Consider the following 22,642-nt stretch of genomic DNA (forward strand, 5'->3'; position numbering starts at 1 on the left):
CCCGGGTGTTCGGGCGGACGTCCACGCCCCCGCAGCAAACAACTCCGCCACAACCGGATCGGTGGACGGGGTGTCGTTACCGTTTTGAGGGGGCATGGATTAACTTGAACTTGCGTGCGCAAGCTATTTAATAGCTAGACTACACAAACGTCAAACCTCCGCGCGGGTCGAGGACCCGCGTCACTGCCCAGCCTGCGAGGACCGTTTCGTGCCCGACGAGACCCCCGAGCCCTGTTCTGATCAGCAGGAATCACCCGAGCCCAACGCTGCCGAACTCGAGGAGTTCCAGCGTGTGTGGACCGAACTGATCAACGCCGCGCTCCATGCCCGATCGCGGGGCGGGCACGGGCATCGCGGTGCCGAAGAACTCACCCTGACACAGTCGTTGCTGATGGAAGCGGTACGCGGCATGGACCAACCCAGTGTCGGTGCGGTTGCTCACATCGTCGGCGTGTCGTCCCCTTCGGCCACCCGGATGATCCAGCAACTGGAGCGCAAGGGGATGATGGCCCGGCGCCGCTCCGAGCGTGACGAACGCAGCACCGTGGTCGCCATCACGGACGAGGGCGAGCGGGTCCTGGCCGAGCGGCGCAAGTACATGGAGCGCAAACAGCGCCAGGTCTTCGACGCGATAAGGCCGTCCCTGCGGCCGGTGGTCCTCGACGTCCTGCGTGACCTGCGCGAAGCCATAGACGACACCTGACGGTCACCCGCCTCTCGCCCGCTCCTCGCCCGCTCCTCGCCCGGCCCGAGCCCGCTCCTCGCCCGCCTCTCACCCGGCTCGAGCCCGGCCCGAGCCCGCTCCGGAACGGGACTCGAGGCCCGGTCTGCCCGTGGCAGATCTGCCCCGGGCCGAAAAGGTGGAGGTCACAGCTCTCCCCGGCCCAGTCTGGGACCACCGGCCGGAACGGACACGCGGTCCGTTCCACGGACGCCGGACCGAGGAGAGCTCATGCCGATCCACCAACAGCTCGTCGCGGAGCACCCACCGAGCGGAACCTTCGACGACCAACTGGCCGCCCGCCTGCTGCGGAGCCGCGTGGTGCTCCTGGGAACCCAGGTCGACGAGGAGAGCGCCAACCGAGTCTGCGCCCAGCTCCTCCTGCTCGCCGACGAGGACCCGCACCGGGACATCACCCTGGCGATCAACAGCCCCGGGGGAGTGGTCTCCGCCGGGCTCGCCATCTACGACACGATGAACTTCGTCCCCAACGACGTGTCCACCCTGGTCATGGGGTTCGCCGCGAGCATGGGCCAGTTCCTGGCCTGCACCGGCGCGCCCGGCAAGCGGTACAGCCTGCCGCACGCCCGGATCATGATGCACCAGCCGTCCGGGGGCCTGGGCGGTACGGCGGCCGACATCGCCATCCAGGCCGAGAACCTCGCGCACACCAAGCGGACCATGATCGAGCTGATCGCCCGGCACAGCGGCCAGAGCGAGGAGACCATCGCCCGGGACCAGCACCGGGACGCCTGGTTCACTGCCGAGGAGGCGCAGGACTACGGGTTCATCGACCACGTGGTGGCGTCGGTCGACCAGATGGAGGGCGCGATGCGCCTGGGCCGGGGATCGACCGGCTTCGGCGCGCGGACGGGGGGCACCAGATGAGCGGGCGCTACACGGTGCCGATGGTCGTCGAGCGGACCCCGAGTGGCGAGCGCTCGTTCGACGTGTTCAGCAGGCTGCTGTCCGAACGCATCATCTTCCTGGGCACGCCGGTCGACGACGACGTGGCCAACGTGGTCATGGCGCAGATGCTCCACCTGGACTACGAGAGCCCTGACCTGGACATCCAGCTGTACATCAACTCGCCGGGCGGCTCCAACACCGCGCTCACGGCCATCTACGACACGATGAGCTTCGTCCGGGCGGACGTGGCCACGGTGTGCATGGGCCAAGCAGCCTCCGCTGCGGCGGTGCTGCTCGCCGCCGGCGCCCCCGGCAAACGAGCGGCGTTGGAGCACTCCCGGGTGCTGCTGCACCAGCCGTCCACGGAGGGGCGGGGCGAGGCAGCTGACCTGGAGATCCAGGCCGCGGAGATCCTGCGGGTCCGATCCCAGGTGGAGGAGATCCTGTCGCGGCACACCGGGCAGACCCAGGAGCGGCTGCGGGCCGACACCGACAGGGACAAGATCTTCACGGCCCAGCAGGCGCGGGAGTACGGGCTGGTGGACGGGGTCATCACCACTCGGGAGCTGAGGCCCTCGGTCGCCGCCTGAGGTCGGGGGTGCGGCCCCGGGCCTGATGGCCCGGGGCCGCTGGCAGCGCGCGGCTTGGGATGGGCCGGACGCGATGCCGTCCATGAGCGGGGGATGAGAGAGGTTCGGTGGGTCAGGCCGCCAGGGACACCACGCCGTCGCGGCGGCCCGGCGCGACGGGTGACGTGAACACGCCACCGAGACCGCTCCGGACGAGTCTGCCGGAGACCTCCGTGACGGACACGCGGTTGACGACCTGGTTGGGCACGGGGGCCGGACGGCGGGTGGCCGTCCCGTACCGGGTGAGGAGGGTACGCCGGTGGAGTTCGCCGAACACGTCGACGATGCTCAGGCCCAGGGAACGGTAGATCGCGGCGAGGACCTCCGAGGAGGCCTCCTTGCGTCCGCGTTCAACCTCCGACAGGTAGGGGAGGGAGACCTGGGCGTCCTCGGCCACCTCGCGCAGGGTGCGGCCCTGTTCCACACGGGTGCGGCGGAGCAGGTCACCGATGAGGTCGCGCATCAGGGGCTCATCGGGGCGCGCCCGGGAGCGATCCCCCTCGCGGGCCTCGTCCAGCGTGCGCAGGACGCCTTCGGACATCGGTGCCTCCCGTGTTGCCGTGTCCTGACCCTTCGAGCCTACGCCGCGGGAGCGCGGTAGTGGGAGGGGTTCCGGTGGCCTTATGCGGACGGCAGAACCCGGACGAACGCCTACGGAGCGGGCGGAGCGGTGCGCCTCCGTGTTGGCACGGAGGCCCGGTGCATGGAGACCCGGAGCACGGAGACCCGGCGCACATGGAGACCCGGTGACCGTGGGCCCCACAGACAGCCCGTCCGCGGCCCCGTACTCCCTCGCCCGGCTGTGGGCGGCCACAGCCGGATCGGTCCGGCCCTCGGCCCTCGGCCCGGGCGCCGTGCGGAGCGGGACTCGGAACCTGGTCGTCCCCGGCGATCGTTGCGTCCTGCGGCACCACGTCTCGAAGTGCACAAACGGGGGCAAAACCTTTGCCTGGTCCGGTGTCCACGGCCTTCGGAGCGGGAACGTGGAGGACGCGTCTACCTTGGGGAGGGCTCGTGGAGATCACTGGAATCATCACCGCGATCATTGTTGGTCTGATCATCGGTGCGCTCGGACGTCTCATCGTTCCCGGCAAGCAGCACCTGCCCATCTGGCTGACCCTGCTCCTGGGCATCGTCGCAGCCTTCATCGGTGGCTGGATCGCGAGCCTCTTCACGGGGTTCTGGCTGTTCGTGCTGATCGTCCAGGTCCTGGTCGCCGCGGCGATCGTGTACCTCGCGGACGGCATGTACTCCAAGAACACCAGAACGGCCTGATCCGCCGCCAAGCGACGCGACCCGAGGCCGCCGCCTCAGCCCGAGGCCACCGGACGCGATCCGGTGGCCTCGACCACGCGCACCGTCCGCCCCGAGCCAGCTGAGGTCTGCGCCGCCTCGAGGACGGCCACGACCTCCCGGCCGAACCGCACGTCACACGGGTCCCCGGCGCCTCCCCGGATCTGTGCCAAGAGGCGGTCGACGGCCGACCCGAATGCCTCCGAGGCGCTCCGGTCACCGCCCGGAACCGAGCGCCACCCGTGTTCGCCGTAGAGGTCCACGGAGAAGGCCCCCGCCTCCGGGGCGGCGTCCAGCGTCACCGACAGCGAACCCACCGCCCCACTCGCGTGCCGGGTGAGCACGTGCATGCTGTCCCGTGGGCCCGGTACCGCGGTGACCTCCTCGACCGGGCCCAGAACGGGCAGCACCACCGAGAGCACGTGCGGGCCCACGTCCCACAGCCCGCCCCTCTCCCGGCGCCAGGGCGAGGCCCCGTAGGGGTTGCCCGGCTGGAAGATCGACGCGAACAGGGTCGCCCGCACACCGTCCCAGCCGCCGTCGTCCGCCGCCTGGCGCAGGAAGTCGTTCACCGATTCGGAGAAACGGCTGGTGAAGAAGACCACCGAGGCCAGACCGCGCGCCTCGGTCTCGGCGACGACCGCGTCCGCCGCCTCCACGGAGAGGGCGAGCGGTTTGTCCAGCAGCAGGTGCTTCCCCGCCCTGGCCGCGCGCAGGGCCAGGTCGCCCTGGACGTCCGGGGGGAGGGCGATCGCGACGGCGTCGACGTCGGCGAGCAACGCGTCCACGTCCTCGTAGGCCCGCGTGCCGAGCCCGTCGGCCAGCTCCGCCGCCTTGGCGGGGTCGCGCCCCCACACTCCGACCAGAGTGGTCTGCGGATGCGCGGCCAGCGCCGCGCCATGGGTCTGCCTCGCCCAGAAGCCAGTGCCCAACAGTCCGAACCGCACTCCCATGGACCCTCCCGGTGTCTGTGGTCTCGCACCCGCCCCCGCAACCCTGGCTCACGGGAAGGTTCCCAGCAAGACCCCGCCCCACATTGGCCGCCGTTGCGCCGTGGAGGCTGTGTGGGGGCTCTCCGAAGTGGCCAGGTCCGGACGCACGGACCTGGGGCGCCTTCCGGAGTGGCCAGGTCCGGACGCGCGGACCTGGGGCGCCTTCCGGAGTCCTCACTGGTCAAGCGGTCTTTCTCCCGAAACAGTCCGCTTCGCGGAGCCCTGGGCGCCCCGTGAAACTCCTGGTGGAATCCTCCGGTCTCGACCATCATGGGCAACTGTGAGCACGGGGACCGGTCCGGCCAGCGGGAACGTCGGCGGCCTGGAGACCGCCCGGTGCGCGTGATCGCCACGAAGGGGGCCAACCCGTGGACACCGACCAGATGAAGGACACTCCCCGGTACACCGTCCGATCCGACTTCGAGGGGCCGGAAGAGGCCCACGACTGGATGCGCGTCCACATGGACTCCCTGCGGGCCTGCGCACACTGGGCCGAGCAGGAGTCCGGGACGGTCGGCGACCGGTCCCCCGAACTCCTCGCGGCGGGGCTGCGTGCGGCCCGCGCGCTCGGTGACAGGGGTCTGGAGGCCTGGGTCCGCCACCTCCGGGGCCTGGCCCTGCTCGACTCCGGGGACCTGGAGGGCGCCGACCAGGAGTTCGTCGCCTCCCTCATGCTGGCCGAGGTCCATGGCGACGACCGGGCCCGCGCCGCCTCCCTGGAGGCCCGGGGCGTCGTCGCCCAGCGGGACCGGCGCGACCAGGAGGCGCTGGACCTGTTCGACCTGGTCGAACCGCTCCGGGACCCGAAGGGCCGTCCTCGGGGGACGGCCGTGTTGGACCTCCTGCGCGGACGGTCCCTGGTGACCCTGGGCCGCTTCGACCACGCCCTGGAACGGCTGGACGCGGCCCGGGAGGTGTTCGCCCCGTCCGGCGGAGGGGCGGTGGACGAGGTCAACCTCGCCAGGGTCCGGCTGGAGCGGGGCCGGGCGCTCAACGGCAAGCGCCGTGGTGAGGAGGCCCGCGACGAACTGGAGCTGTCCCTGGCCGGGTTCGAGGCCCGGGGCCACACCGTGCAGATGGCCCGGGTCCGCGAGGCGCTCGCCGGGGTGACGCAGCTGGCCGGAGAGAAGAACTGGATGGACCACCTCCTGGAGGCGGAACGGCTCTACCGCGAGATCGGCAGCGAGGCCGAGGCTGAGCGCATCCGCTCGTTCCTGCCCCGGGACCGTTCCCCCGGAGGGTGACGCGGCGAGTGGCTGACGGTCTGCGGCAGGCCGAGGACGTCCTCCCCACGGCCGGGTGTGACGCCCCGGCGCCCCGGGCCGCTCAGCTCAGGCGGCGGGCTCCCGCCGAGGGTAGGGCGCTGAAGACCACCGGTTCGGCGAATCCGCGCTCCGCGAAGGCAGCCCGGACCGCCTTGTCGCAGTCCTGCGCGCCCTCGGCCTCCACCAGGGCGATGACGCAGCCGCCGAAGCCGCCGCCGGTGATCCGCGCTCCCAGCGCCCCCGAGGACAGGGCCGCCGCCACCGCCGTGTCCACCTCGGGAACGCTCACCTCGAAGTCGTCCCGCAGGGAGGCGTGCGAGGCGGTGAACAGCGGACCCGCCTCGCGGGGACGACCAGCCCTGAAGAGCGCCACCGTCTCCAGGACCCGGGCGTTCTCGGTGACCACGTGCCGCACCCGGCGGCGGACCACCGGATCAGGGAGCGCGGCCAGCGCCCCTGGGAGGCCCTCGACGCAGACGTCCCGCAGCGCCCCGACCCCCAGGGCGCGGGCGGCCTCCTCACAGGAGCGGCGCCGCTCGGCGTAGGCACCCTCGACCAGCCGACGCGGGGCCCGGGTGTCCACCACCAGCAGCGACAACCCGTGCGCGGCCGGGTCGAACGGGACCTGCTCGGTCTCCAGCGAACGACAGTCCAGGAACAGCGCCCGACCCTGGTCGGCCAGCATGACCGCGGACTGGTCCATGATCCCGCAGGGCATCCCCACGAAGTCGTTCTCCGACCGCTGGGCCAGCCGTGCGACCTCGGCCGGGGCCGGGCCCGACCCGTACAGGCCGGTGGCGGCCAGGATCGTCGCGCAGCAGACCGCCGCGGACGTGGACAGTCCGGTCCCGGTGGGGATGGCGCTCTCCACCAACAGGTCCAAGCCGCCGATTCGGTACCCCTCGTCGGCCAGGACCCACAGCGCGCCCGCCTGGTAGGCGGCCCAGCCGGGCACCGTGCCGGGGGAGAGGTCGGCCAGCCGCGCCTCGAAGGTGTCGGGGAACTCCCGTGACCGCAGCCGCACCCGGTCGTCCGGGCGGCGCGCGGCGGCCACGGTCAGCGCGTGGGGCAGGGCGATGGGGAGTGCGAAGCCGTCGTTGTAGTCGGTGTGCTCGCCGATGAGGTTGATCCGCCCCGGCGCGGTCCACACCCCCTCCGGGTCCGCACCGAAGGCTCTTCGGAACTCCGTCGCGACACCGTTCACCGGGAGACCTCCCCGGCGCGGGCGAACGCCCACGCGTCCGACACGATCTCGTCCAGGCCGCGTGAGGGCTCCCAGCCCAGCTCCTGACGGGCCCGTTCGACTCCGGCCACCAGTACGGCCGGGTCACCGGCCCTCCTGGGCCCCTCCACCACCGGAACCGGGTGTCCCGTGACCCGCCGTACGGCGGCCAGGACCTCGCGCACCGAGGAGCCGCCGCCTCCGCCCAGGTTGAACACCCGGTGGGTTCCGGGCGCCACGTGCTCCAGCGCTCTCAGGTGGGCGTCGGCGAGGTCGGCCACGTGCAGGTAGTCACGGACGGCGGTGCCGTCCGAGGTGGGGTAGTCGGTACCGAACACCGTGGCGTGCGGGACCTCCCCGGAGGCCACCCGGAGCAGGTTCGGGATGAGATGGGTCTCGGGGTCGTGGCGTTCGCCGAAGCCCAGGTGGGCCCCGGCCACGTTGAAGTAGCGCAGGCTCACCGCCCCCAGCCCGTGTGCCCGCGCCCACCCGGCCAGCATGTGGTCGACGGCGAGCTTGCTCGCCCCGTAGGGGTTGGTGGGCATCGCTGGGTCGGTCTCCCGCAGCGGCGCGTCCGAGGGCGGGTCGCCGTAGGTGGCGGCGGTGGAGGAGAACACCAGACGGCGCACACCGTGGGTCCGCGCGGCCTCCAGCAGGGCCAGGGTGCCGCCCACGTTGGTGTCCCAGTACGGTCCCGGATCCTCGACGGACTCGCCGACCAGGGACCTCGCGGCCAGGTGCACCACGCCGTCGAAGGTCGGGTCGAGCACATCGGCGGCGGCCCGCAGGTCCGCCTCGACCAGGGTCGCGCCCGGGTGGACCGCGTCCCGGTGTCCGGCGTGCAGCGCGTCGAGCACGGTGACCTCGTGCCCGGCGTCGGTCAGGAGCGCCGTGACGACGCTGCCGACGTAACCGGCACCGCCGGTGACGAGGAGTTTCACGGATCAGACCTCTCGGAGTCGTCGGGCCGTGGTCTCGGGGGCCACGTCGTTGCTGAACACGCCCGCGCCGGACTCGGTCCCGGCCAGGTACTTGAGTCTGCCCGGGGCGCGGCGCACGGAGAACAGTTCGAGGCGCAGGCGGGCCAGCCCGCGCGCCTGCGGGTCGTGGGCGGGTGCCTGGTGCCAGGCCGAGATGTAGGGCAGCGGGGTGTCGTACAGCCGGTCCGCCCGGGCGAGGAGGTCGGCGTAGAGCTCGGCGAGGGCGGTGCGCTCGCCGGAGTTCAGGGCGGGCAGGTCGGGCACGGCGCGGTGCGGGTAGACGTGGACCTCAACGGGCCAGCGCGCCGCCTCGGGGACGAAGGCCGTCCAGTGCTCGTTGCGCAGCACCACACGGGGTCCGGCGCTCTCGGCGGCCAGGATGTCGGCGAACAGGTCGCCCCCGGTCTCGGCGCGGTGCCGCCGCGCGGAGTCGAGGTCGCGCTCGGCCCGGGGGGTGACGAAGGGGAGCGCGTAGATCTGCCCGTGCGGGTGGTGCAGGGTCACGCCGATCTCCGGTCCCCGGTTCTCGAAGACGTACACGTGCGCGACCTCGGGCCGGGCGGACAGTTCCTCGGTCCGGTCCGCCCAGGCGTCGACGATCGTGCGGACGCGACGGGGGCCGAGCGCGGCGAGCGAGGTGTCGTGGTCGGAGGAGAAGCAGACCACCTCACAGCGGCCCTCGGAGCCGCTGAGGGCGGGGAAGCGGTTCTCGAAGACCGCGACGTCGTAGGAGGACGAGGGCACCTCGGTCAGGCGGTCGCCGTGGGAGGGGCACAACGGGCACTCGTCGCTGGGTGGCAGGTGGGTGCGGTTCTGGCGGTGCGCGGCGATGACCACCCACTCGCGTCGGAGCGGGTCCCAGCGCAGTTCGGAGCCGGAGGCGGTGGGCGGCAGGTCGCGGCGGTCCGGGACCTCCTCGCGGACGCCGCCCTCCTCGTCGTAGTAGATGATCTCGCGGCCGTCGGCCAGCCGTGTGGCGGTCTTCCTCATCCGTGCTCCCGGGGGACGTCGGTGACCACGAGGCGGCCCACGCGGTCCTGGAGGGTCTCACGTGCGGTGGGGGTGATCCGGGTGTCGGTGACGAGCACGTCGCAGCGGTCCAGGGGGGCGATGGTGCTGATCCCGACGGTGCCCCACTTGGTGTGGTCGGCGGCGACCACGAGGGTCGCGGCCGCCTCCACCAGGGCCCGGTTGGTCTCGGACTCCATCAGGTTGGGTGTGGTGAACCCGGCCCGTTCGTGGATGCCGTGGACGCCCAGGACCAGGGTGTCCAGGTTGACCCCGCGTACGGAGGCCAGGGCCATGGGGCCCACGAGGGCGTCCGAGGGGGTGCGGAAGCCGCCGGTGAGCGCCACGGTCTGGTCGGTGCGCTCGGAGCGGTACAGGACCTCGGCCACGTGGATCGAGTTGGTGATGACGGTCAGCCCGGGGGTCTCCCGCAGGTACTCGGCGACCAGAGCGGTGGTGGTCCCGGCGGACAGTCCCACGGCGCTGTGTGGTTCGACCAGACCGGCGACGGCCCTGGCGATCGCGTGTTTCTCCTCGGACTGGAGCGTGGACTTCGCCTCGAACCCGGGCTCCGTGGTGCGGGCGCCCTCGGGCGCGACGGCGCCGCCGTGGACCTTGACCAGTGATCCCCGGTGTTCCAGGGCGTCGAGGTCGCGCCGGATGGTCATGTCTGACACGGCGAGGGCGTCGACCAGATCGGTGACGCGGACGCCGCCGTCCCGTCGGACCTGTTCGAGGATCAGCTCCCGCCGTTGCGCGGCCAGCATCCGGCCCTCCGATGGTCGGAAATGTGGGTTCTTGTTTATTTAAGGTGCCTTGTGGGTCTCTCTACTGTCAATGGGGTGACCTGTCTGAAGGAATCTGTTGGTTTCCGTCCGGGCTCGTTCACCTGGTCGGCTCTGGCCACCTGGGGTTGGCCCTCGTTCCCCTTCCGGGCGGGCCGGTGTGAGGTGAGCTGGACCAGCAGCACCGCGCCGATCGCGGCGAGGGCACCTGCCCCCTGCACGGGGGTGAGGGTCTCGTCGAGTACGAGGAACCCCAGGAGGGTGGCGGTGAGCGGACTGGCGAAGGACAGGAAGGACACCGCCAGCGCGGGCAGCCGCTCCAGGCCCCGGAACCAGATCACGTAGGAGAGCAGGGCGCCGACCAGTCCCAGGTAGGTGTATCCGGCCAGGTTGGCGGCGTTGAGGCTTGGGGGCAGGCCCTCCAGGAGCAGGGTGGGGGGAAGCAGGACCAGCCCGCCCGCGGTGAGCTGCCAGCCGGTGGCGCCCAGCAGGCTCACCCCCTCAGGACGCCCCCAGCGCTTGGTGAGCACGAGGCCGGTGCCCATGGACACGGCGGCGGCCAGACCCGCCAGGACCCCCACGGGGGCCAGGGCGGACTCCGGGCCCGCCACGAGCAGTCCCACGCCGAAGGCCCCGAGCAGGCAGGCGAGCAGGTGCGTCAGCCTGAGCCGGTCGCCCAGCAACAGGGCGGCCAAGAGCATGACGATCACCGGCTGGACCGCCATCACCAGGGCGGCGACCCCTCCGGGCAGCAGGTAGGCGGCCACGTACAGCAGGTAGAGGAAGGCGCCGATGTTGAGTGTGCCCAGGAGCAGCGAACGCCACCACCACACCCCCGAGGGCAGTGTCCGGGCGAACAGCACCAGCAGCAGCCCGGCTGGCAGGGCACGAAGGAGCGCGGCCAGCAGCGGGCGGTCCGGTGGGAGGAACTCGGTGGTGACCAGGTAGGTGCTGCCCCAGACCACGGGTGCCAGGGCGGTGACCAACGAGTCGCCGAGAATCCGTCCGCGCGCGCTCACGGTGCCTGCGGGGTGGGTTCAAGGAGCGGTGCCAGCGAAAGGCCCCGGGCGTGGATGGTCTCGGTGACGGGGGGTGTCATCAGCCAACCCTTCGATGTCTAACTGTTCGATGCTGAAAGATTACGCGAAGGGTTCGGGGCTGGTCAAGGACGCGGCGCTATGATCGCCGGATGAACGACGCCGTCGACCTCTTCCTCGCCCAGTGGGCCCGCGAACGGCCCGACCTCGACGCCTCCCCGATGGGGGTGATCGGTCGGATGAACCGCTTGCAGCAGCTGCTGGGGCGCAGGGTCGCCGACCTCCTGGCCGAGTACGACCTGGAGCGCTGGGAGTTCGACGTGCTGGCCACGCTGCGGCGGTCCGGTGAGCCCTACCAGCTGACCGCCAGGGATCTGGTCCGGATGATGATGGTGGGTTCGGCGGCCATGACGCACCGGGTCGACCGCCTCGTGCGCAAGGAGCTGGTCCACCGTCAGGTCGACCCGGCGAGCAGGCGTCGTGTCCTGGTCACCCTCACCGACAAGGGTCTGGCACTGGTGGACGGAGCGGTCGCCGGGCACGTGGACAACGAGGCCCGTCTGCTCGACGGCCTGAGCAGGGAGGAGCAGGACCAGCTCGCCGCCCTGATGCGCACCCTGCTGCTCTCCCTGGGCGACACGGCACCCGAGTCGCCCTGACCCCGCCGCACGACGAGGGGGAGGTCCCGTGTGGGACCTCCCCCTGGAGTCTGGTGTTCGGAGCGACTATTCGCGGTCGGGCTTGTCGTCCGGGGTCAGGGCGTCCTTGACCTTCTCGCCAGCCTGCTTGAGCTTGGACTTGGTCTGCTCGGCCTTGCCCTCGGCCTGCCACTGCTCGTTGCCGGTGGCCTTGCCGAGGCCCTCCTTGGCCTTGCCCTTGAACTCGTCGAACTTGTTCTCAGCCTTGTCGCCCTCGGACATGTGAGCCTCCTTCGATCGGATCCACCCACAGCCATGTCCGATTCACGGGAAAACATTCATGATCGAGGGGACGGATGTGGCTGGAGTGACCGAAGACACCCCGGACCTCAGGCCTGGGCGGGCGCGATCGGCACGACGGAGGCGAAGGGCGCGTGGGTGGCCAGGCGCTCGGCGATACCCTCGCGGACCATGGCCTTCGCGGTGCGCACGGCGTCGCCCACCTCGGCGCCCTTGGCCAGCTCGGCGGTGATCGCCGCGGCGAAGGTGCAGCCCGCTCCGCTCACGCGCTCCTCGCCGATCTTCGGCGCGCTCAGGACGGTGACCTCCTCGCCGTCGAAGTAGACGTCGACGGCGTCGGGGCCGGGCAGTTCGGTGCCGCCCTTGACGACCACGTGCCGGGGGCCGAGCTCGCGGATGCGGCGGGCCGCCTCAACGAGGTCCTCGACGGTCTCGATCGACTCCATCCCGGCGAGGGTGCGGGCCTCGAAGTGGTTCGGGGTGATGACGGTGGCCAGCGGCAGGATCTGCGCGGTCAGGGCCTTGTCCGTGTCCAGGGCGGCGCCGGGCTCCTGGCCCTTGCAGATCAGGACCGGGTCGAGGACCACGTGCCGCCACGGCTGGCGCTGGAGGGCCTCGGAGACCACGTCGATGGTGTCCGGGGTGCCGAGCATGCCGATCTTGACGACGTCGAGGTCGTGGCAGGTGGTGGCCGCCTCGATCTGGTCGGCGATGACACCGGGGTCGACGGGCACGAACCGGTGGCCCCAGTTCTCCTTGGGGTCGAAGGAGACGATGCAGGTGATCGTCCCCATGCCGTAGACGCCCAGTTCCTGAAAGGCCTTCAGGTCAGCCTGGATGCCGGCGCCGCCGGTGGCCTCCGACCCTGCGATCACGTACGCGCGGTTGGTCATCGCCAACCTCCCTCTAACTTGCTGTGCAGATGCGCGGTGTCGGGGCCCTCGCGGGACACGAACCCACTGGTTATTGCATCACAACTGTTCATTTCCGGCATAACGTTCAGGGTGTGGTTCTCGGGACACCCGGACCCGCCCGCCTCACCGGTCGGCGAGCAGGGCGTCCGTGGTGTCGTAGCCGCTGACATAGGCGCCTTCCACCGTGTTCTCCCCGGTGGTCGGCTCACCAGCGAAGTACAGCACCCCCTCCAAAGGCCGCGCGAGCGTGTCCGGAGCGTCGTGCGCGCCCGGAGGGACGAAGAGGTAGGCGCCCCGGCTGAACTCGTCGGCCGCCCAGTCGTGCGTGGTCCGGGCGACGGGCGCGGGCGGGTCCTCTCCGAGAGCCTCGGCCAGTGCGGCCAGCCCGGCGGCGAACCGCTGATCGGCTGGCAGGTCCAGGAGCTCCCGGGCCCGCTCTCCCGCGGCCCAGGCCACCACCACCTCCGGTGTCGCGCGGGACAGGCACCAGAACACGAACCCGGTGTCCTCGTCCCAACCCAGGGCGTCTTCGTCGGCGGGGAAGACCGCGCGGTCGAACTCGTACACGAGCTTGAGGGCGTCGGTGCGGTCCAGGGCGTCGACGGCGTCCCGGTGGCCGGAGGGCAGGGCTGGTTCGAAGGCCACGTCGCCGGCCTTGAGGACCCCGATCGGGAGCGTCACCACGCACCGGTCGGCTCGCACCTCCTGGTCGCCCTCGGGCGAGGACACGTCCAGTCGCACGCCGCGCCCGGACCAGCGCACGCGGCGCACCGTGTGTTCCCTGCGCACGTCCAGGCCGCGGGAGAGCGGTGGCAGGAGGCCGTCGTAACCGCCCACCACCCGGAAGTTCTCTCGGGGCACGGACCACCAGTCGAAGAGGCCGTACTCGCGCATCCACACGGCGCTCCACCGCTCCAGGGACTCGTTGTCGATGGACACCGGGGGCCACCGGTCCTCGGGCACGCCCATGCGGCGCAGGTAGGCGGCGGCGTCCTCGTCTTCATGCGGTGCCTCGGGGGTCGGAACGGGCGCTGAGATCCCCTCCCCGGCGCGCACCGGCACGGTCTCCACCCCGGCCTCCGCCACCAGTTCCCAGGTGTAGGCCTCCCGGCCGTGGATCAGTCCGGCGCCCAGCTCGACGGGGACCGAGCTGAAGCCGTGGTCGGTGTACAGCTGGCCGCCGATCCGGTCGCGGGCCTCCAGGACGACCACGGAGAGGCCGTGGTCGGCGAGGTTGCGCGCGGCCGAGAGCCCGGTGACCCCGGCCCCGATCACCGCCACGTCCCAGCGCTCCCGCGCCGCGTGGGCCGATGCGACCAGCAGCGCGGCTCCGCCCAGGAGCACGCCCCCGCCGACCAGCAGGGAGCGTCGGCTCACCGCTGGTCGCGGGGTGTCCTGACTACCCCGCCCGTCCGCTCCCACGCCGCCTCCAGTTTGGCCAGGCCCCCGGTCGAGGGGACGCCGTCCCCGCATTATCGGTGCGGACCGGACACGGCGGTCACACGAGCCCGCGGAACCCGAGGAGGGCGGAGAAGGGCAGCGGTTGCGGAGATAAAAATATGTCCCTAATATTTTTATATGCCACGCACCGCTGACCACGACGAGAGACGGCGCCAGGTCGCCGAGGCCCTGTTGCGCACCATCGCCCGCAAGGGCCTGGCCGCGACCACCTTCGCGGACGTCGCCGACGAGCTCGGCGGGTCTGTGGGGCTGGTCCAGCGCTACTTCCGCAGTAAGTCCGACCTCCTGCGCTTCGGGGTCGAGCACCTCTACCAACGAGGTGAGGAGAGGATCGAGGCGGTGGAGCGGGTCGCACCCGTCCGCGACCTCATGTTCCGGATCGCGCACACCCTCCTGCCCATGGACGAGGAGCGGCGCATGGAACTCACCGTCTGGCTGGAGTTCCTGCCCACGGCCGTCCGCGACCCCGAGATGGCCGAACTGCACCGGACCACCACCCGCCAGCTGGTCGACGGGCTGGCGGAGGGGCTGGGCGCCGCGCAGCGCGCGGGCGAACTCTCCGCCGACCTCGACCCCAGAGCCGAGGCCGCAGCCCTGGTGGCCCTCGCCGACGGGCTCACCCTGCACCAGCTGGCCACCCCGGACCTGTTCGACGACGCCACCGCCGAGCGGCTGCTCCGGCAGCACTTCGCCCGCCTCTTCGCGGCGGGGACGGAGGACGCCTGACATGACCGGCGACAACACCGCTCTCCAGGGGGCCGAACCAGCGGAGCGGTCGGCCAGCGGGCGCCTGCCCCTGCTGGACGTCCTGCGGGGCGTGGCCATCCTCGGCACGCTCGCCACCAACGTGTGGCTGTTCGCCGGACCGGGCGGAGACGCCGCCATCCTCCACGGCACCGACGAACTCAGCCCGTTCACGCCGTTCCACGCGGACCCGTCCGCGGCGACCCTGGCCGAGGGCGTCTTCCGCACCATCGCCAACGGCAAGTTCCTCGCCCTGCTCACGCTGCTCTTCGGCGCGGGCCTGGCCATCCAGTTCCAGTCGGCCGCGCGACGGGGCGCACGCTGGCCGGGGCCCTACCGGTGGCGGGCGCTGTTCCTGTTCGTCGAAGGGACCGTGCACTTCACGCTGGTCTTCGCCGGTGACGTGCTCATGGGGTACGCGGTGGTCGCCCTGTTGGTGGCCTGGTTGCTCACCCGTTCGGAACGGGCCCGGAACGGGGTCATGTGGGTGTCGGTCTCGCTGCACGTGATCCTCATGGGCCTGGTCACGGCGGCGCTCGTGGCCGAGTCCACGCAGCCGACGTCCGTGCCCCGCGAGGCGGTCGAGCTCTACGCGCACGGCTCCTACCCGGAGCAGGTCGCCTTCCGCCTGGACAACTTCCTGGGCCTGCGCCTCGAACCCGTCCTCACGTTCGGCCTGATGGTGTTCATGTTCCTCCTGGGGGTGCGGCTCCTCCGTGCCGGTGCCTTCGCCGACGACCCGGTCGGGCGCGGGATCCGCGCACGCCTGCTCGGATGGGGGCTGGGCCTCGGCGTCCCGCTGACCGTGGTCACCGCCCTCGCCGGGCCCGACTGGCTCCTCATGGACCGCTACGTGGTGGCTCCGCTGGTCGCCGTGGGCCTGATCGGCCTGATCGGTCGCCTGCTGGACGGCACGAGCGGAACCGGTCCCGTGGTCGCGGGGGTCCGCGCCCTCGGCCGCATGGCGATGACCGGCTACGTGGCCCAGAACGTCATCCTCATGTTCGTCTGTTACGGCTTCGGCCTCGGACTGGCCGACCGCATGGCCGACACGGGACGGTGGTGGGTGTTGATCCTGTGGGCCGTGGTGTCGCTGGTGCTGATGGTGGCTTCACTGCTGTGGCTGCGCCGCTTCCGCCAGGGCCCTTTGGAAGCCCTCCAGAAGAAGGTCCTCGCCCGGGCCCGTTAGCCTCCGGGAACCACCCGCCGCCTGAAGTACCGAAGGACCGCACCCACATCCCGCACACCGACCCCTGCCTCGGTCTCTCGCCGGATGTCCGGGGTGCACGCTAGTGTCCGGCGCGTGCAGAACACACCTACCTTCCACGATCTCCTCAACGACGCCGCGATCCTCTCCCTGGAGCACCAGCTCCACATGGAGACGGTCGTCGGGAACTCCAACTGGAACGTGGACCTGGCTGAGCCCAGGTTCGAGTTCTCCGGTGAGTCGGAGCTGGTCTGCGACCGGTTGCACCTTCTGGGCAGCGCCGCACCGGGCCCCGGGTCCTGGATGTGGGCCTGGGCAAACCCGTCCGGGTTCTCGCCCGAGGTCACCGGCTCGCCGTGACCGTGCGCGACCTCGGCCGCAGGTACGGCATCGCCGAGCTGGCCGAGCCGGAGGTGCCCTTCAGCGCCCTGCCCGGCTCCCCGGAGATGCCGCACCAGGTCCTGTCGCTGCTCACTGACGCCGCCAAGGTCCTCACCGGGCGCTGGGCCGCCTACAACGGCCCGGTCGGGGGTGGTACGCGCGCTGGCTTCCTGCTCGAACACCCCGGATTCCTGCTCCCCGCGCCCACCGCGCTCCACGTCATCAGCGTCATCCAGCAGGCCGTCTCCGGGGTCCCCTCCATCACGGACCACCGCAGGGCCTCCTACAGCTACGCCCGACTGCGCGGGCTCGACCCCCAGTTCTCCGCCGATGGCCGGATCCTCGTCCTCAAGGCCTTCGGGATCGAGTTGGAGTTCGACGAGCTGAACCGGCTCGTCAGGGCCGAGGGCACTCTCACCCCGGGCTCGGTCTGACAGAACGGTCAACTCTGTTCCCTCGCGTTGGTCCGGTTGCCCTCCTTTCGGGTGCGCGACTCCCGGGTGACAGTGGCCGGGGCGGGGAACTGACCGGGTCGGCGGCCCTGGCCGGGACCGCCCGCATAGGTCTGGCCCACCTCCAGCCACTCCCGGGCGGCGGATCCCTCGGCGGTCAGCGACGTGTCGGCTGGGTGTCGGCGGCGGGTCAGGACCAGGCAGAACTCCTCGGCGTCGCCGCGCACCACCTCCTCCGCGCCCTCCGGTCCCATCGTCCAGAGACCGCAGCCGGGGGCGGTGAGCTCCACGCGGACCGGGGTCTCGGGCGCGGGCAGGCCGCGTGCCAGGTAGCTGAAGGACCGGGTACGCAGGGCGAGGTGGACGATGTGGCGCAGTCTCCCGGTGGGTTCGCGGGTGGTGCCCAGCGCGTCCACCACGTCCTGGCCGTGGGCCCAGGTCTCCATGAGCCGTGCCGTCGCCTTGGAGGGAACGCTCATCGGCGGGCCGAACCAGGGCACCCGTGTCCCGGCGGGGGCGTCGAGGAGTGCGCTCCTGAGCGCCTCCGAGGCCGCACACCAGCGGCCGAGCAGGGCGTCCGGGGCGAGGGCGGCCAGCGGGGCGGCGGCCGTGTCCACGTAGCCCTCGGGGTCGGCCATGGCCGCTTCGAGCATCGCCGCGAACCGCTCCGGGTCGGTCACGGCGGTCAGCGCCGACTCGTCGAAGAAGGCCAGGTGGGCGACCTGATCGGTGATGCTCCATCCGGGCGAGGGAGTGGGGCGGGCCCAGTCGGCGGGGTCGGTTCCCCGAAGCAGCGCTGCCAGTTCCTCCTGTTCGGCTCGCAGGTCCTCGACGAGTGCGGCTGTGTCCACCACAGGGGCTCCTCACGCGGGCGTCGGTCTCCCGGCGACCACACATGTTGACTGACTTGTCATGTTCCGCGCACCATAACAAAGTGTGAGCTGGATCTCCCAGGAATCCGGCCGGAACCCCCGCGACACGGATGCGAGTGTGCGTACATGACCGCGACCGACTCCCCACGGACCGACCGCTGGAACACACCCGAACGCGCCGCGCTCCGGGAGGCCGTGCGGACCTTCGCGGCGAAGGAGATCCTTCCCCACGTCGAACAGTGGGAGGACGAGGGCGAACTGCCCCGCGACCTGCACCGGGCGGCGGGACGGCTCGGGCTGCTCGGACTCGGCCAGCCCGCGTCCGTGGGCGGTGAGGGGGAGATGATCGACCAGCTGGTCGTCTCCGAGGAGGCGGTCCTGGCCGGGGTGCCCACCGGGGTCCTGGCCTCGCTGTTCACCCACACCATCGCTCTGCCCGCCCTGGTCGCGGACGGCCGCGAACACCTGGTGCGCGACTACGTCCGACCCGCCCTGGCCGGGGATCTCGTCTGCTCACTCGGGATCACCGAACCCGACGCCGGTTCCGACGTGGCCCACCTGCGCACGCGCGCGGTCCGAGACGGCGACGCTTGGGTGCTCAACGGGGCGAAGACCTTCATCACCTCCGGGTACCGGGCCGACTTCGTGACCGTGGCCGCCCGCACCTCCGGCACCGGGCACGAGGGGATCTCGCTGTTCGTCGTGGACCGGGACACCCCCGGCTTCACCGCGGCTCGCAAGCTGGACAAGATGGGCTGGCGGTCCTCGGACACCGCCGAACTCTCCTTCACGGACGTCCGGGTTCCCGACGACCACCTCGTCGGCGGCGTGGACCAGGGCTTCGTCCAGATCATGCGCCAGTTCGCCAGCGAGAGGATCGGCCTGTCCGTGCAGGCCTGCGCCATCGCGCGCCGTTGCGTGGACCTGTCGGTGGCGTGGGTGCGCGAACGCGAGGCCTTCGGCGGTCCGCTGTCCCGCCGACAGGTCCTGCGCCACCGCCTGGTGGAGATGCACCGCCGGACCGAGGTCGCCACCGCCTACGTGCGGGGGATCGCGGAGCGGCTCCAGGACGGCGAACCACTCATCGCCGAGGTGGCCATGGCCAAGAACACCGCGACCGAGGCCATGGACTACGTGGTGGACAACGCCGTCCAGCTGCACGGGGGCATGGGGTTCATGCGCGGCACCGAGGTGGAGCGCCATTACAGGGACGCCCGGGTGTTCAGCATCGGCGGCGGCACCTACGAGATCATGAACGAGGTCATCGCGAAGTTCCTTCCCCTGCGGTGACCAAGGGGACCTGGGGACGAGGGGTACCAGTGGGAAAACAGACGCTGACCGGGCGACCGCCCACGGAACGCGGACGGCGCAAGCGGGGCGCCCTCGTTCAGGCGGCCCGTGAGGAGTTCGAGGAGCGCGGGTTCGAGGAGACCAGGATCGCCCAGATCACCGGCCGCGCCGGGATCGCCTACGGGAGCTTCTACACGTACTTCGACTCCAAGGACGAGGTCTTCCACGAGGTCGCCAAGGGGGTGGCCGGGGAGATGTTCGACGCCGCCCGCTCCGCCGCGCCCCCGGGCACCGGCCCCGTGGAGCGGATCAGGCACGCCACCGGCCGCTTCCTGACCGCCTACCGGGACAACGCGCGGATCATGCAGGTCATCGAGCAGATATCGCCGCGCCACCCGGTCTTTCGGACCCTCTTCCTGGAGATCCGAGGGCTCTTCGTCGAGCGCATCAGCACGGGGACCCGCCGTCTCCAGGAGGAGGGACTGGCCTCGACCGACATCGACGTGGAGGCCACCGCGAGCATGCTCGGCGGCATGGTGGAGCACACCGCACGGATGCTGTTCCTCTACGGGGAGGAGCACGACCCCGACGTCGTGGTGGAGACCGCCACCCGCCTCTGGGCGCGCGGCATCGGACTGGAGTACGAGCCCCCGGACCTCGGAGACCGGTGAGGAACGTACAAGACCCCGGGCGGTGGCGCTGGCGAGGATGGGCGCATGGAGACCACAGACGCCCCAGTGCGCTTCGACACCAAGATCGCCGTCCTGCTCCGTGACGACCTGGCCGTCTGGCAACGGCTCAACGTCACGTCATTCCTGGTCAGCGGGTTGGGAAGTCGAGTCCCGGAGCTGGTCGGCCAGCCCTACGAGGACGCCGACGGTACTGCCTACCTGCCGATGTTCCGCCAGCCCGTCATGGTGTTCGAGGCGGACAAGGAGACGCTGACCAGGGCACACGGCCGGGCGGTGTCCCGGGAGGCCGACGTCGCGGTGTTCACCTCCGACCTGTTCGCCACCGGCAACGACCGGGACAACCGGGCCGCCGTCCGCGCGGTCGGCCGGGACTCCCTGGACCTGGTGGGTCTGGCGGTCCACGGCCCCAGGAACGGGGTGGACAGGATCGTCAAGGGCGCGCGGATGCACCGCTGACGCGGGGCCGGTGTCGCTGCGGGGAACCCTGGCGCAGCGCACGGGCGTAGCGGCCGGGAGGCAGGCCGAGCACCCGCCTGAAGTGGCGGTTCAGGTGGGCCTGGTCGTAGAAGCCCGAGGCGGACGCCGCGTGCGCGGGTGACCCCCCTTCGAGGATCAGTCTCCGGGCCAGGTCCACGCGCCGCCCCACCAGGTACTGGTGCGGAGGCATGCCGAACCGCCTGGTGAACACCCGGGTGAGGTGGGCGGGGTGGGCGTGCAGGAGACCGGCGGCCTCGGCCAGTGGCACCCCCTCCACGGTGCGCGAGTCCAGGAGGTCGCGCAGCTGGTCGGCCAGGCCGGGGTCGTCGGCGGTCGTGGCGGACCCCACCGTGCCGCGCAGGTGCTGACGGAGTCGCTCGGAGACGAGTTCGAGCCGACTCTCCGCCTCCAGGAGGTCCCCCTGCCGGAACAGCGCACCGTGCAGTTGGTGGATGCGGTGACGCAGGAGGGGGTCGTCGAACATCGGATGGTCCACCGCCCGGCCGACCAGCTCCGGGTCGATCTGCTCCGGCTCCAGGTACAGCACCCGTTTGCGCAGCCCCTGCGCGGTGGTGGGGGTGCCGTTGTGCGGGACCTGCGGCGGCAGCAGGGTCACCGTGCGGTCGAGCGCACCGTGCTCGTGGCGGCCCAGGTCGTAGCGGACGGCTCCGGAGTCGAGGATGAGCAGCGTCCAGGACCGGTGCGTGTGCATCGGGTAGGCGTGTTGGCGCAGGTGGGTGTGGAACACCTCGGCGATGCCGTCGATCCCCGGTCTGAGGACCACTGTGTCCGCGTGGCCGTCCATTACCGCAGCCTACGCGGCTCGTCCCCGAGGCCAGGGCGGTGAGCCCGGGTGTGCTCCGACACACGAACCTCGTGCGCCCCGAGCGAGATCCAGGGCGCTGGAGTCGCGCCCGAGGGCGGGGCGAGCATCGGAACTCCGGGACCGGATGGGCACAATGGCGCCATGACGACCAACCCCAGTGGTGCACCGGACAGGGCGACGGCACAGGCGTGGCGGGCGATCGGAGGCGAACCGGACCTGACGGAACGGGTCTCCCACCGTGGTGTGGGGGACGTGCTTCCCGCCGTGCTGCCCGTGCGTGAACTGGCGCGGGCCACCGTGGGGGCGTGCTCGTTGGCCGCCGCCGAACTGCTGGCGGCGCGCAACGGCGGGCCGGTCCCCCGGGTGAACGTCGACGAGGGCGCCGTGGCCACCTCCTTCGTCAGCGAACGCCACCTGTTGGTGGACGGCCGTGCGCTGACCCCCTTCGCCCCGCTCTCCGGCTTCTGGCAGGCGGCGGACGGCTGGGTACGCACCCACGCGAACTACCCCCACCACCGCGCCCGGCTGCTGGCCGCGCTGGGGCTGGACCCGGGCACCGGGCCGGAGGGGCTCGCCGAGAGGTTGGCCTCGCTGCCCGCCCACGACATCCAGGAGAGGGTGTACGCCGAGGGCGGCCTGGCGGTCGCCGCGGCACCCGCGCCCGGAGAGGACGGGGTACCCGGGGCCCCGGGGGGATTCCGAGCGGCAGGGCTCCCACTGGCAGAGGTCGGGGCCGCGGGCTCGGCGGGTGGGCGCCGCCTGGCCCGGGCGGAGCTGCCCGCCAGCGGGGTGCGCGTGCTGGACCTGACCCGGGTCATCGCCGGGCCGGTCGCCACCCGCACCCTCGCGCTGCTGGGCGCCGACGTGCTGCGGGTGGACTCCCCGGGCCTGGAGGAGGACCCCGACAGCCACACCGACACCGGGATGGGTAAGCGCTCCACCCTGCTGGACCTGGGCACGGCCGAGGGCCGGAGCTCCTTCGAGACGCTGTTGGACTCCGCCGACGCGGTGGTGACCGGATACCGGCCGGGCGGGCTCGACCGCCACGGTCTGGTGGCGGAGGAGCTGATCGCCCGCCGTCCCGGGCTGGTCGTCGCCCAGCTGTGTGCCTGGGGATGGTCGGGGCCTTGGGCTGACCGGAGGGGGTTCGACAGCCTGGTCCAGGCGGCGAGCGGGATCGCGGCGATCGAGGCCGGTCCCGAGGGGCGCCCGGGGGCGCTGCCCGCCCAGGCACTGGACCACGGCACGGGTTACCTGCTGGCCGCCGGAGTGCTGCGGGCCCTCACCGAACGGCAGGGGGACGGTCGGGGGAGGCACCTGCGGTTCTCTCTGGCGGGTACCGCCGCGTGGCTGATGAACGACATCGCCCCGGAGCCGGTGGAGGGCGGCGGGTACGATCCCGCAGACTGGCTCACCGAGTCCGCGTCCGCCTACGGCAGGCTGCGCCACGCGCTCCCGCCGGTCTCCTACGAGGGAGGGCCCACGAACTGGGCCCACGCGTCCACCCGGTGGGGCGGCGACCCGGCGGTCTGGCTCTGATCCGGTGA

Annotated in this window: 24 protein-coding genes and 1 pseudogene; 13 read left to right on the forward strand and 12 right to left on the reverse strand. The window is 71.7% G+C overall.

The window, feature by feature from the left end; all coding sequences use genetic code 11:
* Nucleotides 1–208: 208 nt before the first annotated feature.
* From KBX21_RS02745 to KBX21_RS02755, 3 genes are all read left to right on the forward strand, one after another.
* On the forward strand, nucleotides 209–703 hold the full coding sequence (locus KBX21_RS02745; protein ID WP_017542828.1) for a MarR family winged helix-turn-helix transcriptional regulator: 495 nt from the start codon (nucleotides 209–211) through the stop codon (nucleotides 701–703).
* A gap of 249 nt (nucleotides 704–952) precedes the next feature.
* The gene (locus KBX21_RS02750) at nucleotides 953–1,609 is read left to right on the forward strand and encodes a ClpP family protease (RefSeq protein ID WP_210840916.1); all 657 of its coding nucleotides are present in this window, start codon (nucleotides 953–955) and stop codon (nucleotides 1,607–1,609) included.
* On the forward strand, nucleotides 1,606–2,220 hold the full coding sequence (locus KBX21_RS02755) for an ATP-dependent Clp protease proteolytic subunit (protein ID WP_049576681.1): 615 nt from the start codon (nucleotides 1,606–1,608) through the stop codon (nucleotides 2,218–2,220). Before KBX21_RS02750 ends, KBX21_RS02755 begins: the two co-directional genes overlap by 4 nt.
* Before the next feature lie 112 nt (nucleotides 2,221–2,332).
* On the opposite strand, the gene KBX21_RS26845 is transcribed toward KBX21_RS02755, so the two are convergent.
* Entirely contained in the window at nucleotides 2,333–2,800 is a 468-nt protein-coding gene (locus KBX21_RS26845) for a helix-turn-helix domain-containing protein (protein WP_210840917.1), read from the reverse strand.
* A 473-nt stretch (nucleotides 2,801–3,273) separates the two neighbouring features.
* Between KBX21_RS26845 and KBX21_RS02765 the strand changes: the two genes are divergently transcribed.
* On the forward strand, nucleotides 3,274–3,534 hold the full coding sequence (locus KBX21_RS02765; protein ID WP_017542832.1) for a GlsB/YeaQ/YmgE family stress response membrane protein: 261 nt from the start codon (nucleotides 3,274–3,276) through the stop codon (nucleotides 3,532–3,534).
* Nucleotides 3,535–3,569: 35 nt separating this feature from the next.
* On the opposite strand, the gene KBX21_RS02770 is transcribed toward KBX21_RS02765, so the two are convergent.
* Nucleotides 3,570–4,505: a Gfo/Idh/MocA family protein gene (locus KBX21_RS02770; RefSeq protein ID WP_049576689.1), complete on the reverse strand. Its 936-nt coding sequence runs from the start codon at nucleotides 4,503–4,505 to the stop codon at nucleotides 3,570–3,572.
* 407 nt (nucleotides 4,506–4,912) lie between these two features.
* On the opposite strand from KBX21_RS02770, the gene KBX21_RS02775 reads away from it, so the two are divergent.
* On the forward strand, nucleotides 4,913–5,788 hold the full coding sequence (locus KBX21_RS02775; RefSeq protein ID WP_049576691.1) for a tol-pal system YbgF family protein: 876 nt from the start codon (nucleotides 4,913–4,915) through the stop codon (nucleotides 5,786–5,788).
* A gap of 82 nt (nucleotides 5,789–5,870) precedes the next feature.
* On the opposite strand, the gene galK is transcribed toward KBX21_RS02775, so the two are convergent.
* Genes galK through KBX21_RS02800 form a run of 5 tightly spaced genes read right to left on the reverse strand, consistent with a single transcriptional unit; the run spans nucleotide 5,871 to nucleotide 10,823 of the window.
* Nucleotides 5,871–7,013 (reverse strand): galactokinase, encoded by a 1,143-nt coding sequence (galK, locus tag KBX21_RS02780; RefSeq protein WP_210840918.1) that lies wholly within the window; start codon nucleotides 7,011–7,013, stop codon nucleotides 5,871–5,873.
* Nucleotides 7,010–7,972 carry a UDP-glucose 4-epimerase GalE gene (galE, locus tag KBX21_RS02785; RefSeq protein WP_210840919.1) on the reverse strand — a complete coding sequence of 321 codons (963 nt, stop codon included), beginning with the start codon at nucleotides 7,970–7,972 and terminating at the stop codon, nucleotides 7,010–7,012. Before galE ends, galK begins: the two co-directional genes overlap by 4 nt.
* A 3-nt stretch (nucleotides 7,973–7,975) precedes the next feature.
* Complete coding sequence (galT, locus tag KBX21_RS02790; RefSeq protein ID WP_210840920.1) at nucleotides 7,976–9,001, reverse strand: galactose-1-phosphate uridylyltransferase; 1,026 nt, start codon at nucleotides 8,999–9,001, stop codon at nucleotides 7,976–7,978.
* Nucleotides 8,998–9,786 carry a DeoR/GlpR family DNA-binding transcription regulator gene (locus tag KBX21_RS02795; RefSeq protein WP_049576699.1) on the reverse strand — a complete coding sequence of 263 codons (789 nt, stop codon included), beginning with the start codon at nucleotides 9,784–9,786 and terminating at the stop codon, nucleotides 8,998–9,000. Before KBX21_RS02795 ends, galT begins: the two co-directional genes overlap by 4 nt.
* A 35-nt stretch (nucleotides 9,787–9,821) precedes the next feature.
* Nucleotides 9,822–10,823 carry an EamA family transporter gene (locus KBX21_RS02800; protein ID WP_210840921.1) on the reverse strand — a complete coding sequence of 334 codons (1,002 nt, stop codon included), beginning with the start codon at nucleotides 10,821–10,823 and terminating at the stop codon, nucleotides 9,822–9,824.
* A 170-nt stretch (nucleotides 10,824–10,993) separates the two neighbouring features.
* On the opposite strand from KBX21_RS02800, the gene KBX21_RS02805 reads away from it, so the two are divergent.
* Complete coding sequence (locus KBX21_RS02805; RefSeq protein WP_049576702.1) at nucleotides 10,994–11,500, forward strand: MarR family winged helix-turn-helix transcriptional regulator; 507 nt, start codon at nucleotides 10,994–10,996, stop codon at nucleotides 11,498–11,500.
* 66 nt (nucleotides 11,501–11,566) lie between these two features.
* Here the strand turns inward: KBX21_RS02805 and KBX21_RS02810 are convergent, their stop codons facing one another.
* From KBX21_RS02810 to KBX21_RS02820, 3 genes are all read right to left on the reverse strand, one after another.
* On the reverse strand, nucleotides 11,567–11,761 hold the full coding sequence (locus KBX21_RS02810; RefSeq protein ID WP_049576705.1) for a CsbD family protein: 195 nt from the start codon (nucleotides 11,759–11,761) through the stop codon (nucleotides 11,567–11,569).
* 107 nt (nucleotides 11,762–11,868) lie between these two features.
* Nucleotides 11,869–12,672, reverse strand: coding sequence for a bifunctional hydroxymethylpyrimidine kinase/phosphomethylpyrimidine kinase (gene thiD, locus KBX21_RS02815; RefSeq protein WP_017542842.1), 804 nt, complete (start codon nucleotides 12,670–12,672; stop codon nucleotides 11,869–11,871).
* Between the two features lie 144 nt (nucleotides 12,673–12,816).
* Nucleotides 12,817–14,070 (reverse strand): NAD(P)/FAD-dependent oxidoreductase, encoded by a 1,254-nt coding sequence (locus KBX21_RS02820; RefSeq protein WP_210840922.1) that lies wholly within the window; start codon nucleotides 14,068–14,070, stop codon nucleotides 12,817–12,819.
* Nucleotides 14,071–14,271: 201 nt separating this feature from the next.
* Between KBX21_RS02820 and KBX21_RS02825 the strand changes: the two genes are divergently transcribed.
* The 3 genes and pseudogenes from KBX21_RS02825 (at nucleotide 14,272) to KBX21_RS27195 (ending at nucleotide 16,920) form a co-directional block, all read left to right on the forward strand.
* Nucleotides 14,272–14,880, forward strand: coding sequence for a TetR/AcrR family transcriptional regulator (locus KBX21_RS02825; protein WP_049576717.1), 609 nt, complete (start codon nucleotides 14,272–14,274; stop codon nucleotides 14,878–14,880).
* Between the two features lies 1 nt (nucleotide 14,881).
* Nucleotides 14,882–16,087 carry a DUF418 domain-containing protein gene (locus KBX21_RS02830; protein WP_210840923.1) on the forward strand — a complete coding sequence of 402 codons (1,206 nt, stop codon included), beginning with the start codon at nucleotides 14,882–14,884 and terminating at the stop codon, nucleotides 16,085–16,087.
* Between the two features lie 114 nt (nucleotides 16,088–16,201).
* Nucleotides 16,202–16,920, forward strand: a pseudogene (locus KBX21_RS27195) (DUF6882 domain-containing protein).
* A gap of 8 nt (nucleotides 16,921–16,928) precedes the next feature.
* Here KBX21_RS27195 and KBX21_RS02840 read toward each other — a convergent pair.
* Nucleotides 16,929–17,792, reverse strand: a complete 864-nt coding sequence (locus KBX21_RS02840; RefSeq protein WP_307869136.1) for a TIGR03084 family metal-binding protein — start codon at nucleotides 17,790–17,792, stop codon at nucleotides 16,929–16,931.
* Nucleotides 17,793–17,936: 144 nt separating this feature from the next.
* On the opposite strand from KBX21_RS02840, the gene KBX21_RS02845 reads away from it, so the two are divergent.
* Genes KBX21_RS02845 through KBX21_RS02855 form a run of 3 tightly spaced genes read left to right on the forward strand, consistent with a single transcriptional unit; the run spans nucleotide 17,937 to nucleotide 20,248 of the window.
* Nucleotides 17,937–19,100 carry an acyl-CoA dehydrogenase family protein gene (locus KBX21_RS02845; protein WP_210840924.1) on the forward strand — a complete coding sequence of 388 codons (1,164 nt, stop codon included), beginning with the start codon at nucleotides 17,937–17,939 and terminating at the stop codon, nucleotides 19,098–19,100.
* Between the two features lie 29 nt (nucleotides 19,101–19,129).
* Complete coding sequence (locus KBX21_RS02850; RefSeq protein ID WP_210840925.1) at nucleotides 19,130–19,771, forward strand: TetR/AcrR family transcriptional regulator; 642 nt, start codon at nucleotides 19,130–19,132, stop codon at nucleotides 19,769–19,771.
* A 45-nt stretch (nucleotides 19,772–19,816) separates the two neighbouring features.
* Nucleotides 19,817–20,248, forward strand: a complete 432-nt coding sequence (locus tag KBX21_RS02855; RefSeq protein ID WP_049576736.1) for a DUF2000 domain-containing protein — start codon at nucleotides 19,817–19,819, stop codon at nucleotides 20,246–20,248.
* Here KBX21_RS02855 and KBX21_RS02860 read toward each other — a convergent pair.
* Nucleotides 20,223–21,074 carry an AraC family transcriptional regulator gene (locus KBX21_RS02860; protein WP_049576746.1) on the reverse strand — a complete coding sequence of 284 codons (852 nt, stop codon included), beginning with the start codon at nucleotides 21,072–21,074 and terminating at the stop codon, nucleotides 20,223–20,225. The genes KBX21_RS02855 and KBX21_RS02860 overlap by 26 nt on opposite strands.
* Before the next feature lie 162 nt (nucleotides 21,075–21,236).
* Here KBX21_RS02860 and KBX21_RS02865 point away from each other — a divergent pair, with 162 nt between their 5' ends.
* Nucleotides 21,237–22,634, forward strand: coding sequence for a CoA transferase (locus KBX21_RS02865; RefSeq protein WP_210840926.1), 1,398 nt, complete (start codon nucleotides 21,237–21,239; stop codon nucleotides 22,632–22,634).
* Nucleotides 22,635–22,642: the final 8 nt, after the last annotated feature.

Source organism: Nocardiopsis sp. B62 (assembly GCF_018070675.1).
Taxonomy (GTDB): Bacteria; Actinomycetota; Actinomycetes; order Streptosporangiales; family Streptosporangiaceae; genus Nocardiopsis; species Nocardiopsis prasina.